Source organism: Faunimonas pinastri (genome assembly GCF_900110915.1).
Classification (GTDB): domain Bacteria; phylum Pseudomonadota; class Alphaproteobacteria; order Rhizobiales; family Afifellaceae; genus Faunimonas; species Faunimonas pinastri.
The window spans coordinates 111,017-127,455 of sequence record NZ_FOFG01000001.1 but is presented as its reverse complement, the minus strand read 5'-3'; the positions used below and the strand labels follow the sequence as shown (position 1 = coordinate 127,455).

The window sequence follows — 16,439 nt, the reverse complement described above, 5'->3', positions numbered from 1 at the left end:
TATAGACATAATCGGAGAGGCGAACGGGGTCCAGCCTCTGAACGCCTTCAGTCCCGCCGCCCCTGCCGAAGTCCGCCCGCCGGACTGAAGCGAGCGGTCAGTTCGTGGCGATCGCCAGGATAGGTGAGCCGAACCGACGTGATCGGCGTTCCCGCCTGCCATGTCCGGCGCTCCACCTGAAGACAGGCGGTGCCGGGCTTTAGGCCGAGCTGCTCGGCCACGTCGGCCGCGACGCCTACGGCGCGAATGGCGTGCTCCGCGTCCGTCCAGGGAATTTCCTGCAACAGCCACGTGCCCGGCGGCGATTCGATGAAATGCTCGTCACGCGCATGCGGCACGGCGGCGAGGTTCAGGAGCCGGTCCTCGTGAACGAACGGCACGCCCGCCGCCAGATGCTGGACTTCGACGGCCAGCACCGCCACGCCCGGCTCGACACCGAGCCGCCGCGCTTCCTCCGCCTCCGCCGGATGCAGCGACCGAGACAGGCAGGTATAGCGATAGGCTTTGCCGCTCGCCTGCACCTCGGCCTTGATGTCGTGGATCTCGAGGATGGTTTCCTCCGATTTCGGCACCGCCACCACCGAGCCCGACCGGCGCTTGCGGGAAATCAGACCGGCCTCGGCCAGCGCGGAAAGCGCCTTGTTCACCGTCATGCGCGAGCAGTCGTACTGCTCGGCAAGCGCCAGTTCGGAGGGGATCCGATGCCCCGGCGGCCAGTCGCCGGACATGATGCGTCCCTCAAGCGCCTGCCTGATTTCCGCGTAGCGCGGCAGGATGTCAGCCATGCCGGATCATCCCCCGTACCCGCCCTTTTCGCGCCGCCTGTGCCGGCCCGCTTGTTTCCTGCCCCATGTTCCCCGGCCGCATCGATCGCTCAACTTCAAAGCTAGCCTGAAGCGTCGGGAACCCCAACCCTCTCGACAAGAACACGCTGGCCGGATTATGTATAGACAATTGATCGGGCATCCAGCGAAGGGGAACAGCTTTGGAACTCGACAAAGTCTGGACCAATGCGCGTCTCGCGACGCTTGCCGAGGGGGAACCGGGTCTCGGCATCGTGGAGAATGCCGCGATCGGCGCGAAAGACGGGCGCATCGCCTTTGTCGGCGCGGCCGCCGGCCTGCCGACGGGCTCCCGTGCCGCCGAGACTATCGACTGCGAAGGCCGCTGGATCACGCCGGGCCTGATCGACTGCCACACGCACCTCGTCTATGGCGGCGACCGCGCGCATGAATTCGAGATGCGGCTGAACGGCGTTGCCTACGAGGAGATCGCGCGCGCCGGGGGCGGCATCGTTTCCACGGTCCGCGCCACCCGGGCCGCCAGCGAGGACGATCTCGTCGCGACCGCCCTTCTCCGGCTCGACCACCTCCTCGCCGAGGGCGTCACCACGGTGGAGGTGAAGTCCGGCTACGGTCTCGACCGCGAGACGGAGATGCGCGCGCTTGCCGCCGCCCGCCGCCTTGGTCGCGAGCGTCCCGTCTCGGTCGCCACGACATTCCTGGGCGCCCACGCTCTGCCGCCGGAGGCGAACGGCGACAGGGATGCCTTCATCGACCTCCTGTGCCGCGACATGCTGCCGGCCATCGCCGAGGCGGGCCTTGCCGACGCGGTCGACGCGTTCTGCGAGGGCATCGCCTTTTCCCCGGAGCAGACGGCGCGGTACTTCGATGCGGCGCGGGCGTTCGGCCTGCCCGTGAAGCTCCACGCCGACCAACTTTCAAATCTCCGTGGCGCGAAGCTCGCGGCGGAATACGGCGCACTGTCGGCCGACCATCTCGAACATACCGACGAGGAAGGGGCGGCTGCCATGGCGAAGGCCGGCACCGTCGCGGTGCTGCTGCCCGGCGCCTTCTACACGCTGAGGGAAACGCAGCATCCGCCGGTCGCCGCCTTCCGCCGGCACGGCACGCATATCGCGCTGGCGACCGACAGCAATCCCGGCACCTCGCCGCTGACCTCGCTGCTGCTGACCATGAACATGGGCGCCACGCTCTTCCGCCTCACCGTCGACGAATGCATCGCCGGCGTGACGCGGGAGGCGGCGCGCGCCCTGGGCCGCCTCCACGAGGTCGGCACCCTGGAGGTCGGCAAGTCCTGCGACCTCGCCATCTGGAACATCGAACGCCCCGCGGAACTGGTCTACCGGATCGGCTTCAATCCCCTTCACTCGCGCGTCTGGAGAGCTCTTTGACTGTGAATCTGCATCCGGGGTCGGTTCCCCTTTCCAACTGGCGCTCCATTTATTTCGGCGAGGGCGTCACGCTCGACGCTTCCGCCCGCGCGGCGGTGGATGCCGGCGCGGCGACCATCGAGGCGATCGTCGCCATGAACGAGCCGGTCTACGGCATCAATACCGGCTTCGGTAAGCTCGCCAGCGTCCGCATCGCCAATGCCGACCTCGCGACCCTGCAGCGCAACCTGGTGCTGTCCCACGCCGCCGGCGTGGGCGAGGCGCTGCCGGTTCAGGTGGTCCGCCTTATCATGGCGCTCAAGGCCGCGAGCCTGTCGCAGGGTGCATCCGGCGTTCGCTGGTCGACGGTGCAGCATCTGCTCACCTGTCTTGAACGCGGGCTGATCCCCGTCATTCCAGGCCAGGGTTCGGTCGGCGCCTCCGGCGATCTCGCGCCGCTGGCGCATCTGAGCGCCGCGCTGATGGGCGTCGGCGAGATGATGGTGAACGGGCAGCGCCTTCCGGCCGGAGAAGCGCTTCGCTCCGCCGGAATGGAGCCGCTCGTGCTCGGCCCCAAGGAAGGTCTGGCGCTCCTCAACGGCACGCAGACCTCCACCGCCCTGGCGCTCGCGGGCCTCTTCCAGGCCGAACGCGTGTTCCAGTCCGGCCTCGTCACCGGCGCGCTGTCCACGGATGCAGCGCGAGGCTCCGACGGTCCTTTCGACGAGCGCATTCAGAAGCTCCGCCGCCATCGCGGCCAGATCGAAACCGCTGCCGCGCTCCGCGCCCTGATGGACGGCAGCGCGATCCGCGCCTCGCACCGCGTCGATGACGAGCGGGTGCAGGATCCCTATTGCCTTCGGTGCCAGCCGCAGGTGATGGGCGCGGTCTACGACCTTCTCCGCCAGGCGGCGGCGACGCTGGAAACGGAAGCGAACGGCGTCTCCGACAATCCGCTGGTCTTCTCCGACACCGGCGAGGTGATTTCCGGCGGCAACTTCCACGCCGAGCCGGTCGCCTTCGCCGCCGACATGATCGCCATGGCGCTTTGCGAGATCGGCTCCATCTCGGAGCGCCGGATCACCATGCTGACCGACCCCGTCCTCTCCGGCCTGCCGGCCTTCCTGACGCCGAAGCCCGGCCTCAACTCCGGCTTCATGATCCCGCAGGTGACCGCCGCCGCGCTCGTGTCGGAAAACAAGCAACGCGCCTATCCCGCCAGCGTCGATTCCATCCCGACCTCGGCCAACCAGGAAGACCACGTGTCCATGGCGACCCACGGCGCGCGCCGGCTGCTCGCGATGGCGGAAAACACCGGCAACGTCATCGGCATCGAGCTGCTCTCCGCCGCGCAGGGCTGCGACTTCCACGCCCCGCTCCGCTCCAGCGAGCCGCTTGAACGCGTCCGCGCCCGGCTTCGCGCCGAGGTGCCGCATCTGGAGGACGACCGCTATTTCGCGCCCGACATGGCCAAGGCGTTCGACCTCGTCCGCAGCGGCGCGGTGGTGGAGGCTGCCGGCCTTGCCCTGCCGGCCATCGCGGACGCGGGGGAGACGGCGTGAGCGAGACGGCGCATCCTTCCTGGCTGACGGTCACGCGCGGCGTCGCGCCGCTGCTCATCAGCCTGCCGCATACCGGCACCGAGATCCCGGACGAAATCGTGCCGGCTCTCGTCTCGCCGACGCTTGCCCGCAAGGACGCGGACTGGTGGATCGACCGGCTCTACGCGTTTGCCGCCGGGATCGGCGCGACGGTGGTTCACACCGCGATCTCGCGCACCGCCATCGACGTGAACCGCGATCCTTCCGGGGCCTCGCTCTATCCCGGCCAGGCGACGACCGGCCTCTGCCCGACCGAGACCTTCGACGGGGAGCCGCTTTACCGGCCCGGCGAGGAGCCGGACGAAAAGGAGGTCGGCCGGCGGCGGCAGGCCTATTTCGTGCCCTATCATGCGGCGCTCGCGGCCGAACTGAAGCGCCTGCGCGCCATCCACCCGCGCGTGGTGCTCTACGACTGCCATTCGATCCGCTCGGTGATCCCGCGCCTTTTCGACGGCGAGCTGCCGAACTTCAACATCGGCACCAATTCCGGCGCGAGCTGCCATTCCGCGCTGACCCAGGCCGTCGAGGACCTTTGCGCCGGCAGCGGCTTCAGCCACATCCTCAACGGCCGGTTCAAAGGCGGCTGGATCACCCGGCATTACGGCAGCCCCGAAGCCGGCATCCACGCGATCCAGATGGAGCTCGCCTGCCGCGGCTACATGCCGGAAAAGCCCGGCCCGGTTTCAGAGGACGCCTGGCCGACCGCCTATGACGAAGCTTATGCCGCGCCCATGCGCGACGTCCTCACCCGCATTCTCCACGCCTGCCTGCATTTTGCCGGCACCGATTCCTGACTGAGGGGAAACACGATGACCCGCATCGACAATGAACGCCTGATCCGGGCGCCGCACGGCACGGAACTCTCCGCCAAGAGCTGGCTGACGGAAGCGCCGCTCCGCATGCTGATGAACAACCTCGATCCCGATGTCGCGGAAAAGCCGGGCGAGCTCGTGGTCTATGGCGGCATCGGCCGCGCCGCGCGCACCTGGGAGGCCTTCGACCGCATCGTGGCGGCGCTGCGCGACCTCAACGACGACGAGACGCTGCTGGTGCAGTCCGGCAAGCCGGTCGGCGTGTTCCGCACGCATACCGACGCGCCGCGCGTGCTGATCGCCAATTCCAACCTCGTCCCGCATTGGGCGAACTGGGACCATTTCCACGAGCTCGATCGCAAGGGCCTGATGATGTACGGCCAGATGACGGCCGGTTCCTGGATCTATATCGGCGCGCAGGGCATCGTTCAGGGCACCTACGAAACCTTCGTGGAGGCCGGCCGCCAGCATTATAACGGCGACCTCTCCGGCCGCTGGATCCTGACCGCCGGCCTCGGCGGCATGGGTGGCGCGCAGCCGCTGGCCGCCGTCATGGCGGGCGCCTCCTGCCTCGCCATCGAGTGCCAGCCGAGCCGCATCGAAATGCGCCTGCGCACCGGCTACGTCGACATGAAGGCCGACACGCTGGACGAGGCGATGGAGATCATCGAGCGCTCCTGCCGGGAAAAGAAGCCGGTTTCCGTGGGCCTGCTCGGCAATGCCGCCGAGATCCTGCCGGAGATCTACCGCCGCGGCATCCGCCCGGACATGCTGACCGACCAGACCTCGGCGCACGACCCGGTCAACGGCTATCTGCCCAAGGGCTGGAGCCTCGCGGACTGGGAAGCGCGGCGCGAAAGCGACCCGAAGAGCGTGGAAAAGGCCGCGAAGCACTCCATGGCGGAGCATGTCCGCTCCATGCTGGACTTCTACAAGGACGGCGTGCCGACGCTCGATTACGGCAACAACATCCGCCAGATGGCCAAGGACGAGGGCGTGGAAAACGCCTTCGACTTCCCCGGCTTCGTGCCCGCCTATATCCGCCCGCTCTTCTGCCGCGGCATCGGCCCCTTCCGCTGGGCCGCCCTCTCCGGCGATCCGGAAGACATCTACCGCACCGACGCCAAGGTGAAGGAGCTGCTGCCGGACAACAAGCACCTGCACAACTGGCTCGACATGGCGCGCGAGCGCATCCACTTCCAGGGCCTGCCGGCGCGCATCTGCTGGGTCGGCCTCGGCGACCGCCATCGCCTCGGCCTCGCCTTCAACACTATGGTGGCGAGCGGCGAACTCAAGGCCCCGGTCGTCATCGGCCGCGATCACCTCGATTCCGGCTCGGTCGCCAGCCCCAACCGCGAAACGGAAGCGATGAAGGACGGCTCGGACGCCGTGTCCGACTGGCCGCTCTTGAACGCGCTGCTCAACTGCGCCTCGGGCGCGACGTGGGTGTCGCTGCATCATGGCGGCGGCGTCGGCATGGGCTTCTCGCAGCATTCCGGCATGGTGATCGTCTGCGACGGCACGCCGGAAGCGGCAAAGCGCATCGAGCGCGTGCTCTGGAACGACCCAGCAACCGGCGTCATGCGCCATGCCGATGCGGGCTACGACATCGCGATTGACTGCGCGCGCGAGAACGGGCTGAACCTCCCCAGCCTCGACTGAGCGGAGAACCAAGCGGAATGGAAGCGGCATCGTGAGACGGCCCGTCGACCATTCCGCCATGCCCGCGGCGGGGTTCACCGCGCCTTGGAGCGCCCGGGCCGGCACCGCCATCGCGCTGCATCTCTCGTCGATCAATCCGGACCCGCAGGTCCGGATCGTGCGGCTCGACAGCGCGGAACCGGAGCCGCTGGACTGGCCGGTCGAAAAGCTGGCCTCTGCCAAATGCGAGAGCTTCCGGCAGGGCTCGTTCCTCGATTTGCCCCTGCGCGTGTCAGCGGGCGAGTTCTCCCTCACCGTCGAGTTCCGCCTCACCCGCAATCCGGGCGAGCGCGTTCTCGTCGATACCGGTGAGCTCGCATTGCGGTTGCAGGCGGATGGCCGGCTGGCGCTGCACGCGATTGGGGCCAGCATCATCGGCGCCTCGCCCCTGCCGGTCGAGCGCTGGCTGACCCTGCGGCTGACGCTGGGCGCGGCGGAAGCGACGGTGGAACTCGTTTTCCCCAAGGGGCTGGCTGTCCCTCCCCTCGCGCTTCCCCTGACGGAGGCGAAGCGCGGACCTATCCGGCTTGGAACCGACCTCGGGGAAAGCACGCCTTCGGCCAACTGGCGGATCGGGCGGATCACCCTTCAAGCCGGTGAGCAACCGCTGGAATGGCGCTTTCCGACCCGCCCCGCCACCGACCTGCCGCCGCTTGAGGGCGACGGCCCGGCGCTGGCGATCCGCAACGCGCCCACCTTCTCCGTCACTTCCGCCCGCTGGAAGGGGGATATTCTCGATCCCCGTCTCGGGCCGGAGCAATACGACGCAATCCACCTCCACGACGACGACATGGATGCGCTGGACTGGCCGGCGACGCACCGGACCGCACTGCCCGGGAGCGCCGAACCCGGCATCTATGCCTTCGAGGTCGCGACATCGGCCGGCACCGAGCGCATCCCCTTTTTCGTCCGCAGCCCGGAACGACACGCGACGCTCGCCTTCCTCGTGCCGACGCTCACCTATCTTGCCTATGCCGACGAGAACCTGCCGTCGGACCGCTTTCCCTGGGCCTGCGACGATCGCGGCCATCGCTTCGCGCAGGCGAACGACCTTCTCAGCCTCTACGACATGCACCGCGACGGCGGCGGCGTCAGCCTCGCCTCAACGCGGCGCCCCAAGGGGACGCTGCGCGACGACTACCGCTATCCCCTGTCGGACTGCCCGCATCTGCTGCCGGTCGACCTCCACCTCCTGCGCTTCTGCCGCGCCCAGGGCATCGCTTTCGACCTTCTGACCGACCACGATCTGCACGAGGAGGGCGTAACGGCACTGGACGGCTATGCCGGGATCTTCACCGGCAGCCACCCGGAATACTGGACGTCGCCGATGCAGGCGGGGCTCCGCGCCTTCCTCGATGGCGGCGGCAATCTCGCCTATCTCGGCGGCAACGGCTTCATGTGGGTCTCGGCTGTCGACGGCGACCGGATGGAGATCCGGCGCGGTCGCGAATTGGGCGCCCGCACCTGGGACAGCCCGCCGGGCGAGACCAGCCTCGCGCTGACCGGCGAACCCGGCGGCATGTGGCGGGAGCGCGGCCTCTCCGAATTCGCCCTCGTCGGCACCGGCATGACCATGATGGGCTTCGGCCCCGCTCGCCCCTATGCGCGCACGGAAGCCGGGCGCGATCCGGCTTTCGCCTGGGTCTTCGAGGGCGTCGAGGACGATCTCCTTGGCGGAGACGGCATCGTGCTCGGCGGCGCGGCCGGTTATGAGGTAGATCGCCTCGACGGTCGCTTCGGCAGCCCGGCGGATGCTGTGGTGCTCGCCCGGGCCGACGGCTTCGACGCCTCCTATGAGGTCGACCCCAACGACTGGTTCGAGGACGGGCCCATCGGTCGCGAAGCCGCGCGGCGCGCCGACATGACCGTCTTCCGCCATCCCGGCGGCGGCGAGGTGCTTTCCGTCGGCTCCGTCGCCTGGTGCGGCGCCCTTCCCGGCGGTGGCGACAGAAATGCCATCGGCCGCATCACCGCCAACATCCTCCGCCGCTTCGCCGGCTCTTCCTGACGGGACTTCCGATGCGCATCCTCCGCTCACCCCAATATCGCCAGATGCCCTGGAAGAATGGCGGCGGCGTCACGGTCGAGATCGCGGTTTCCCCGCCCGACGCGTCCGTTGCCGATTTCGACTGGCGCGTCAGCATGGCCCGGGTGGAGACGCCCGGCTCCTTCTCCCGCTTCGACGGCGTGGATCGGACGCTGTCGGTGATCGAGGGCGAGAGCATCGTGCTGTCGATCGAGGGCCGGGAAGTCCGGCTGGAGCGGAACTCGGAGCCTTGTTCCTTCGCCGGCGACGTGCCAGTGGAGGCGGCCCTGCCCGCCGGCCCCATCGCCGACCTGAACGTCATGACGCGGCGGGAGCGCTTCTCGCATGCGGTGGAGCGATTTGCCGGCGCGGCCGAAACGACCGTCGACCGCAGGGGCGAGACGACGCTGGTCGTGCTTCGCGGCTCCGGTGCCGAGGTGGTGACGGAAGATGGCGGGCAGCGCATGGCTGAAGGAGACAGCCTCGTTCTGGAAGGGGATGACCCCTCGGAGATCCTGATCCGGCCCGACGGCGAGGCCGAGATCTTCGCCGCGCACTTCACCCGCCTCTGACAGTCGTCAGAGGCTGTCCACGACGATGATGTGGACGGCCTTCGGCCCGTGCGCGCCGATCTGCAGGATTTCCTCGATATCGGCCGTACGGGACGGGCCGCCAACGAAGTTCACCACGCGCGGGAAGTCCGGCGAGCCGGGCTCCCGGATTCCTTGCCGGATCAGCGCGAAAGCATCCTCGTAGCTGCCGACGATGCGCGAGCGCGGGATGAGGCAGACGCAGAATTCCGGCAGGAAGTTCAGCGTCGTCGGCGTTTCCGGCCGTGCGGCGAGCATCAGCACGCCAGTCTCGGCCACCGCGGCCGCGGCCAGCGTCACCGAGGTCGTGTCGTCCGCGCCTGCGGGTCCCACCCGCATGTCCACGGCATGGCCCGAGAGCCCGGCCAGCGCCTCCGCCAGCACGGGTTCGCTGCCGGTCACCACCCGCGCCGGCAGGTTGCGCGCCCGCAAAGCGCTGGCCACTGCCGCCGAGACATCCGCCGCTGACCCCACATGCTCGACGCTGGCGGAAAGGAACTCCGCGCGCTCGGCAAAGGCCACGACCGCCGCGTCGCCGGCGAGATCGCCAAGGGAAAGGCGCGGACCGCCCGCTCCCTTGCCGGCCAGCCGCTCCGCCACGGCACGATGCCGCGCCTCGTCGTCAGCCGTCACCCGCAGCGCCGCACGCACCGTGGAGAGCATCGCCGCGCGGCCCCTATCGGGGCCATCATCGGGGCCATTATCGGGGCCATTATCGGGGGCCTTGTCGCCGGGGCTGTTAAAATTGCCGCTCACCGCACGCCTCGCTTCCATTGCTCGGTGAAGGTTTTTCCCTCAGGTGCGGGCAAATCGCGATGCGCCGTCCAGCCTTCCGCCAGCGGCACCTTTGCAAGCTTGCTGCGCCGTCCGCCCGCCTGCCGCAACACCCGCGCGCCGAGCCGGCTCGCCATGCGGTAGAGCCTCGGCCGCGTGGCGAAGGCTGCCCAGAGCCGGAGCGCCCAGCGCTGCGACGACGCGACGTCACCCGCCTCGAACTGCTCCTCCCGCAGGTTCCGCATCAGCTGCGGCAGCGGGATCTTCACCGGGCAGACGCTTTCGCAGCGGCCGCAGAAGGTGGAGGCGTTCGGCAGGTCGCGCGCCTCGTGCAGCCCGACGAAGTTCGGCGTCAGCACCGAGCCCATCGGACCGGGATAGACCCAGCCATAAGCGTGTCCCCCGACCGCGCCATAGACCGGGCAATGGTTCATGCAGGCGCTGCAGCGGATGCAGCGGAGCATCGCCTGATTGCGCGAGCCGAGGAGCCGCGAGCGCCCGTTGTCGACCAGCACGACATGGAAATTGCGGGGACCGTCGAGATCGCCCTCCCGGCGCGGGCCGGTGATCAGCGTCGTGTACCCGGTCGCCGGCTGGCCGGTGGCGGAGCGGACGAGCAGGCGCAGCATGACCAGCGCGTCGTCCAGCGTCGGCACCAGCTTCTCGATGCCGGTCAGCACGATATGCGTGTCCGGCAGCGTCATGGAGAGATCGGCGTTGCCCTCGTTGGTGACGACGAAGGCCGAGCCGCTCTCCGCGACGAGGAAGTTCGCGCCGGTGATACCCACATCCGCGGCGAGGAACTGCGAGCGGAGCACGGTTCGTGCTTCCGCCAGAAGCTCGGCCGGCTCGTCGATCTTGCGCCCGTCGGGCAGGTTGCGGTGATTGTCGCGGAACGCCTCCTCGATCTGGGCGCGGCCGAGATGCACGGCGGGCGCGATGATGTGGCTCGGCTGCTCGTGGCGAAGCTGGATGATGTATTCGCCGAGATCGGTTTCCACCGGTCGGATGCCGGCGCCTTCCAGCGCCGCGTTGAGGCCGATCTCCTCCGTCACCATCGACTTGCTCTTGGCGACGGTCCGCGCGCCCGCATCGCGACAGATCTTCAGTACGGCGTCGCAGGCGTCCTTGTCGGTCGCGGCGAAATGGACGTGGCCGCCGAGCTTCTCCACCTCGTCGGCGAAGCGTTCGAGATAAAGATCGAGATGGACGATCGTATGGTCCTTGATCGCCGCGCCCGCGTCGCGCAGGGCACCAAACTCCGGAAGGGCGTCCACCGCCCTCCTGCGGCCGCCGACAAGCAGGTCCTGGATCTTGGAAAGCGCGTGCTGGAGATCGTGGTCGTCCAGCGCCTTGGCCGCTTCCGGCTTGAAGGCATGGCTGCGCGGCGCATTCATCGGGCGTCTTCCCCGCGCGCCGCCGCGATCGGCGGCTCGTCCAGCCGCCCGGCCAGAACCTCCGCCACGTGCCGCACCTCGATGGCCGAGCCGGCGCGGGAGAGCTTGCCGGCGATGTTCATGAGGCAGCCGAGATCGCCGGCGAGCAGCAGGTTCGCGCCGCTGGCCTCCGCTTCCACGCACTTGTCGGAGACCATGCGATTGGAGATCTCCGGGTATTCCACGCAGAAGGTGCCGCCGAAGCCGCAGCAGATTTCCGCGCCCGGCATCTCGGTCAACTCCAGCCCCTCCACGCTTTCCAGCAGCTTGCGCGGCTGCGCCTTGATGCCGAGTTCGCGAAGGCCGGAGCACGCGTCGTGGTAGGTGGCGCGCCGGGCGCAAGCCGCGCTCACCGTCTCGACGCCCAGCACATCGACGAGGAAGGAGACGAGTTCGTGCGTCCGCTCCGCCAGCGCGCGGGCGCGGGGCGCCCAGTCGCGGTCTTCGGCCAGAAGCTCGGGATAGTGCCGGCGGATCATGCCGCCACACGAGCCGGACGGAACCACGATGGCGTCGAAGCCCTCGCAGGCGGCGATCACCTGCCGGGCGAGCGCCTGCGCGCTCTTGCGGTCGCCGGAATTGAAGGCGGGCTGGCCGCAGCAGGTCAGTCCTTCCGGCAGATCCACGTCGCAGCCGGCCCGCCCCAGCAGTTCGGCGGAGGCGAAGCCGACGGATGGGCGGAACAGATCGACCAGACAGGTCGGGAACAATCCGACGCGCAACTCATCCTCCCCGGCGTTTTTCTTGTTCTAATCTCTACCCGGCTTTACCGCGTCCAGAAAGGCCGAGACGAGATCCTTTCCGCCGCTCTCCGGCTCCGATCCCGCCATGATGGCCACGGAAAGTCCGATGGTGGAGGACACCGGATTGTGCCGCCCCGTGCCGCCGGCCGCGAGGTCCATCACCAGCGTCGGACAGCAGAAAAGCGCCGAGCGCAGCGTTTGCCGCCAATCGTCGGGCAACAGGTCGCGGGCCGACATTTCCGCCAGCAAGGGCCGCCAGAGCCGTTCCGCCTTGGATCGCAGAAAGCCCTGCCGCAGCGGCGAGGACCGCCAGTCGGTCCGGAGATCGAGCACGCCGTCGCGGTAGGTGACCGTCGCGCCGAAGCGCTGGGCGGCTTCGTCCGCGTGGTAGAGCCAGGCGGGATGGGCGAGGATATTGTGGAAGGTCGCCTTCACCTCCGCCAGGATCGCCGGGACATGCGAGCCGGCAAAGGCCGGATCGAAGAGAACGAGCCGGGGCTTGCCCCCTTCCTCTTCCCACCAGACATTGGCGTTGTGCGCGTCGCCATGCGCGACCAATGCACCGAAGCGGCCCAGCCGTTCGGGCGCCAGCACTTGGCGGCTTTTCTCCAGCAACTCGCCCAGCGTTTGGCGATAGGAGACGCCGTTGATTATCCAGCGAGCGGCACGAAGCTCATCGGCGGAGATCACCGTGCCCGCCAGGTCGAAATCTCGGTCGAAGAAAAAGCGGCGTGCCCGGCCACCTAGCTTGTCCGGGCGGTCGGGGTCGATCAGCCGCGTGTGGAAAAGCTGGTGGATCGGTTCGCGCGCGATCTCCTCGTCGGTGGCGCGGTGCAGGGTCCGGCGATAGATCGCGGCAGTGAGATCGTCGAGATCCGCCTGCGCGCGCAACGCCGGAGCCATGTCGACATCGCTCGTCGCCCCGTCCAGTTCCCGGCAGAGATCGGCGAAGCGGGGCGTGCTGCGTCGCTTGTAGAGCAGGATCTGCCGGCCGAGCTCACGCGATGCAAAGACCGGCGCGTCGACGGGATAGCCGGCATCGCGCAGGAGTTCGGCCTGGTAGAACTCCTTCAGCGTCTGCTCCTCGCCCTCCTCGTGGTGGAACTTGAAGAAGAAGTCCTCGCCCGTCGCCGTCTGCAGGAAGCCGTTGACGGAATTGAGGCTGTAGCCATCCCGGGAAATCTCCAGCGACACCGGCTCCAGCGCGAACTCCTCGGCCACGAGACGGCAAAGGATCGCGCCCGCCTCATCGAAGCGGCCCTGCTTCGCCAGCGAGAGCGCGCGGGCGGCCGGGCCGCCTTGTTCGGCCGGGGCAGCGGAAGCGTCAGGCATGGGCGATTGTCTCCGAATTCAGCGGACGTATAAAGGTTGGGCACGTTATTGCCAGGCGAGAGGCCGACCGATGCCCGTTCCCGATTACGCCCCGGTAAGCTTCAGCCTCGACGGCCAGGTCGCCGTCGTCACCGGCGCCTCGCGCGGCATCGGGCAGGCACTGGCGATCGCGCTGGCCGGCGCCGGCGCGGACGTGGCCCTTCTCGGTCGCGACGAAGCGGCGCTCGGCGAGACGGCGGAGGCGGTGCGGAAGACGGGGCGGGCCGCTTTCGTGAGGCACGTCGATGTTGCCGACGTGGCCAGCATAGAAGCAGCCTTTGCCGCTGTGGCCGGGGAGTTCGGGCGGGTCGACATTCTCGTCAACAATGCCGGAACCGAGGAGGTCCGCCCTTCGCTCGATGTGGACGAGGCGCTCTGGGACCGCCTCCTCGATACCAATCTCAAGGGCGCGTTCTTCTGCGCGCAGGCGGCCGCGAAGCTGATGACCGGAGAAAATCGAAGCGGCGGCCGCATCCTCAATCTCTGCTCGCTCACCTCGAAGGTCGGCATCCCGACCGCGACGCCCTATGGCGCTTCGAAGACCGGGCTCGTCGGCATGACACGGGCGCTGGCGGCGGAATGGGCGCCGCTCGGCATCCGCGTCAACGGCATCGGCCCCGGCTATTTCCGCACCGCGCTGACGGAAGGTTTCTACGAGAACGCGGACTGGCAGACGGCGATGCTGGGCAAGATCCCGCTCGGCCGCTTCGGCGCGATGGAGGATCTGATGGGCGCGGCCGTCTTCCTCTGCTCGCCGGCGGCGTCCTACATCACCGGGCAGGTTCTCTACGTCGACGGCGGCACGCTCGCGTCGATCTGAAGGGCCTCGATCTGAAAGGCAGGCCTTCAAGGCCGGATCAGCGTCTTCAGCGCAGGGCTCTCGCCGCGAATGAGGCGTTCGTAAGCGGCCGGAACGTCCTCCAGCCCGATTGGATCTTCTGCGAGGCGGGAAAGCCGGGCGGCCAGACGGGGCAGCATGGAGATGGCTTCCGCCTGTTCGTCGCGATAGACGCTGCAGCCCCGGAGGTCGATCTCCCGCTCCACGATCAGGTTGGGATCGAGCATCCCCTCGCCGTGGAAGGTTCCGACCATGGCGATGCGCCCGCCCGCCGACACAGTGGCGAGCAGGGTGCGAAGCACATCCAGCGACCCCGTCGCTTCCACCGCAAAGCGCGGAACCGCTTCCCCGCAACGCTCGGCAAGCGCGTCCCGCTCGAAGGGCACGATTTCCGCCCCCGCCACGTCGGCCAGCAGCTTCGCCCGCGCCTCGTTGCGCTCGGCCAGCAGCACAGGGCCGAAGCCGAGTTCGGTCAGGAGCAGCGCGGTGAGCCCGCCGATCGTGCCGCCGCCCACGATCAGGATCGGCTGGCCCCGCGCGGGGTCGAGACGGCGAACGACATGCAATGCGACGCCCAGCGGTTCGCCCATGGCGGCGATCTCCGGCGGCAATCCGAGCGGCGCCGGCAAGAGCCGCCTTGCCGGCAACACGGCCTCCTCCGCGAAGCCGCCGTCGCAGACCTCGCCGACGAAGCCCATGTTCAGGCAGACATTGCCCCGTCCTTCCCGGCAATGGACGCATGTTCCGCAATTGGCGCGGGAATCGGCCACCACGATATCGCCCCGACGCAGACCCGCGACCCCGGACCCGGTCTCGATGACCTCGCCCGCGAACTCATGACCCGGCGTGACCGGCAGGTGCGAGACCCACATGCCGGTGCGGTAATTGTGCAGGTCCGAGCCGCAGATGCCGGCGGCCAGCACCTTGACCCGAACGTCCTCCGGCCCGAGGGCATGGGGACGCGGGATGTCCTCCAGCCTGAGATCGCCGGGGCCGTGGAAGCGAACCGCCCGCATCAACCTCTCTCCTGCCGCCCTAGCCGTTCCGCACCTTGTCGCGCAGATCCGAGACGGCACGGGCATGGCCGTCGAAGCCCTCGTAGCGCGCGAGGTTGTAGGCGTGCTTCGCAAGCGCGAGATAGCCGGCCTTGGTGACGTAGCCGACGGATGAACGCTTCATGTAGTCGAAGACGGAAAGCGGCGAAGCGGTCTTGGCGGCGGCGCTCGTCGGCAGCACGGCGTTGGGTCCCAGCACGAAATTGCCGATCGTCACCGGCGTGTGCTCGCCGAGCAGAATCTCGCCGGCGTTCTTGATCTTGCCGAGAACGTCCAGCGGCTCTTCCGCCAGGATCTCAAGATGCTCCGGCGCGTAATCGTTGACGAAGGCCACCGCCGCGTCGAAATCGCGCGTCAGCACGATGCCGCCATGCGGTCCGGTCAGCACGGTGCGGGAGAAGTTGGCGCGGCCTTCCTCCATCTCCGCCCAATAGCGCGGCAGCGCCTCGCGGGCGGCTTCCGCCACCGCGCGGCTGCTCGTCACGAGATAGGCCGAGGAATCCGGCCCGTGTTCGGACTCGATTATGAGATCGAGCGCGGCCAGAGCGCCGTTGGCGCTATCGTCGGCCAGCACCACGCACTCGCTCGGGCCGGCCGGCACGCCGGGATCGATATGGTCGGAGAGCAGGCGCTTGGCCGCCACGACCCAGGGACTGCCGGGGCCGACGATCTTCAGGCACTTCGGCACGGTCTCGGTGCCGAAGGCCACCGCCGCCACGCCCTGCGCGCCGCCGCATTTATAGACCTCGGTGACGCCGACGAGCTTAGCGGCGACCAGCGTTCCCGCATCGACCTTGCCGTCCGGGCCGGGAGGCGTGATCACCACGAGGCGCGGCACGCCGGCGACGATGCCGGGGATCGTCGTCATCATCAAAACGCTCGGGAACGAACCCTTGCCGCGCGGCACGTAGCAGGCGACGGACTCGATCGGCAGGAAGCGGTCGCCGGCATAGGCGCCGGGCTGCACTTCCTTGAGCCACATCTCTTCCGGCTTCTGCGCCTCGTGGAAGCGGCGGATGTTGTCGATGGCGAACTCGATCGCCGCCTTCACCTCGGGGCTGACGCCCGCCAGCGCTTCCTCGAACTCCGTTTCCGTGACGCGGATGGAGAAGTCCGGCACGGTCACCTTGTCGAAATCGCGGCCGAAGCGCTTCAGCGCGGCGTCGCCTTCGTTCTTCACCGCCTCGATGATCGGCTTCACCCGCTCCAGAAAGCCGGAAAGATCCGCCTCGGTGCGCTTCAGGAGCGCGGGCGGAATGGCATCGGCTTCGGTCAGATCGTGCAGGTTCGGCGTGGCAGTCATGTCATCTCCCAAGGCG

The 16,439-nt window shown here is 68.5% G+C and carries 14 protein-coding genes; 7 read left to right on the top strand and 7 right to left on the bottom strand.

What is annotated here, in order from left to right:
* Positions 1-47: 47 nt before the first annotated feature.
* Positions 48-785 (bottom strand): histidine utilization transcriptional repressor HutC, encoded by a 738-nt coding sequence (hutC, locus tag BMY25_RS00610; RefSeq protein WP_092494658.1) that lies wholly within the window; start codon positions 783-785, stop codon positions 48-50.
* Positions 786-985: 200 nt separating this feature from the next.
* Here hutC and hutI point away from each other — a divergent pair, with 200 nt between their 5' ends.
* From hutI to BMY25_RS00580, 6 genes are read left to right on the top strand one after another with little or no spacing between them, the layout of a single operon-like run.
* Positions 986-2,194: an imidazolonepropionase gene (gene hutI, locus BMY25_RS00605; RefSeq protein WP_092494657.1), complete on the top strand. Its 1,209-nt coding sequence runs from the start codon at positions 986-988 to the stop codon at positions 2,192-2,194.
* Positions 2,191-3,735 carry a histidine ammonia-lyase gene (hutH, locus tag BMY25_RS00600; protein WP_238858068.1) on the top strand — a complete coding sequence of 515 codons (1,545 nt, stop codon included), beginning with the start codon at positions 2,191-2,193 and terminating at the stop codon, positions 3,733-3,735. The genes hutI and hutH overlap by 4 nt, the downstream gene beginning before the upstream one ends.
* Complete coding sequence (hutG, locus tag BMY25_RS00595) at positions 3,732-4,568, top strand: N-formylglutamate deformylase (protein WP_092494656.1); 837 nt, start codon at positions 3,732-3,734, stop codon at positions 4,566-4,568. Before hutH ends, hutG begins: the two co-directional genes overlap by 4 nt.
* A 15-nt stretch (positions 4,569-4,583) precedes the next feature.
* Positions 4,584-6,248, top strand: a complete 1,665-nt coding sequence (hutU, locus tag BMY25_RS00590) for a urocanate hydratase (protein WP_092494655.1) — start codon at positions 4,584-4,586, stop codon at positions 6,246-6,248.
* Positions 6,249-6,279: 31 nt separating this feature from the next.
* Complete coding sequence (locus tag BMY25_RS00585; RefSeq protein ID WP_143061841.1) at positions 6,280-8,295, top strand: N,N-dimethylformamidase beta subunit family domain-containing protein; 2,016 nt, start codon at positions 6,280-6,282, stop codon at positions 8,293-8,295.
* A gap of 11 nt (positions 8,296-8,306) precedes the next feature.
* Complete coding sequence (locus BMY25_RS00580; protein WP_092494653.1) at positions 8,307-8,885, top strand: HutD/Ves family protein; 579 nt, start codon at positions 8,307-8,309, stop codon at positions 8,883-8,885.
* 6 nt (positions 8,886-8,891) lie between these two features.
* Here the strand turns inward: BMY25_RS00580 and BMY25_RS00575 are convergent, their stop codons facing one another.
* From BMY25_RS00575 to BMY25_RS00560, 4 genes are read right to left on the bottom strand one after another with little or no spacing between them, the layout of a single operon-like run.
* A complete protein-coding gene (locus BMY25_RS00575) occupies positions 8,892-9,659 on the bottom strand; it encodes a LutC/YkgG family protein (protein WP_177176638.1) in 768 nt (255 codons plus the stop codon).
* A complete protein-coding gene (locus BMY25_RS00570; protein ID WP_092494651.1) occupies positions 9,656-11,074 on the bottom strand; it encodes a LutB/LldF family L-lactate oxidation iron-sulfur protein in 1,419 nt (472 codons plus the stop codon). The genes BMY25_RS00575 and BMY25_RS00570 overlap by 4 nt, the downstream gene beginning before the upstream one ends.
* Complete coding sequence (locus tag BMY25_RS00565) at positions 11,071-11,835, bottom strand: (Fe-S)-binding protein (RefSeq protein WP_092494650.1); 765 nt, start codon at positions 11,833-11,835, stop codon at positions 11,071-11,073. The genes BMY25_RS00570 and BMY25_RS00565 overlap by 4 nt, the downstream gene beginning before the upstream one ends.
* 27 nt (positions 11,836-11,862) lie before the next feature.
* On the bottom strand, positions 11,863-13,188 hold the full coding sequence (locus BMY25_RS00560) for a hypothetical protein (protein ID WP_092494649.1): 1,326 nt from the start codon (positions 13,186-13,188) through the stop codon (positions 11,863-11,865).
* Between the two features lie 70 nt (positions 13,189-13,258).
* Here BMY25_RS00560 and BMY25_RS00555 point away from each other — a divergent pair, with 70 nt between their 5' ends.
* Positions 13,259-14,047: an SDR family NAD(P)-dependent oxidoreductase gene (locus BMY25_RS00555; RefSeq protein ID WP_092494648.1), complete on the top strand. Its 789-nt coding sequence runs from the start codon at positions 13,259-13,261 to the stop codon at positions 14,045-14,047.
* A gap of 26 nt (positions 14,048-14,073) precedes the next feature.
* Here the strand turns inward: BMY25_RS00555 and BMY25_RS00550 are convergent, their stop codons facing one another.
* Positions 14,074-15,081 (bottom strand): zinc-dependent alcohol dehydrogenase, encoded by a 1,008-nt coding sequence (locus BMY25_RS00550; RefSeq protein WP_092494647.1) that lies wholly within the window; start codon positions 15,079-15,081, stop codon positions 14,074-14,076.
* 19 nt (positions 15,082-15,100) lie between these two features.
* Complete coding sequence (gene hisD / locus BMY25_RS00545) at positions 15,101-16,423, bottom strand: histidinol dehydrogenase (protein ID WP_092495119.1); 1,323 nt, start codon at positions 16,421-16,423, stop codon at positions 15,101-15,103.
* Positions 16,424-16,439: the final 16 nt, after the last annotated feature.

Coding starts and splice junctions, on each gene's coding strand:
- BMY25_RS00570 (WP_092494651.1), bottom strand. CDS start 11,074: ATGAATGCGCCGCGCAGCCATGCCTTCAAGCCGGAAGCGGCCAAGGCG.
- hutC (WP_092494658.1), bottom strand. CDS start 785: ATGGCTGACATCCTGCCGCGCTACGCGGAAATCAGGCAGGCGCTTGAG.
- hisD (WP_092495119.1), bottom strand. CDS start 16,423: ATGACTGCCACGCCGAACCTGCACGATCTGACCGAAGCCGATGCCATT.
- BMY25_RS00560 (WP_092494649.1), bottom strand. CDS start 13,188: ATGCCTGACGCTTCCGCTGCCCCGGCCGAACAAGGCGGCCCGGCCGCC.
- hutU (WP_092494655.1), top strand. CDS start 4,584: ATGACCCGCATCGACAATGAACGCCTGATCCGGGCGCCGCACGGCACG.
- BMY25_RS00550 (WP_092494647.1), bottom strand. CDS start 15,081: ATGCGGGCGGTTCGCTTCCACGGCCCCGGCGATCTCAGGCTGGAGGAC.
- BMY25_RS00555 (WP_092494648.1), top strand. CDS start 13,259: ATGCCCGTTCCCGATTACGCCCCGGTAAGCTTCAGCCTCGACGGCCAG.
- BMY25_RS00580 (WP_092494653.1), top strand. CDS start 8,307: ATGCGCATCCTCCGCTCACCCCAATATCGCCAGATGCCCTGGAAGAAT.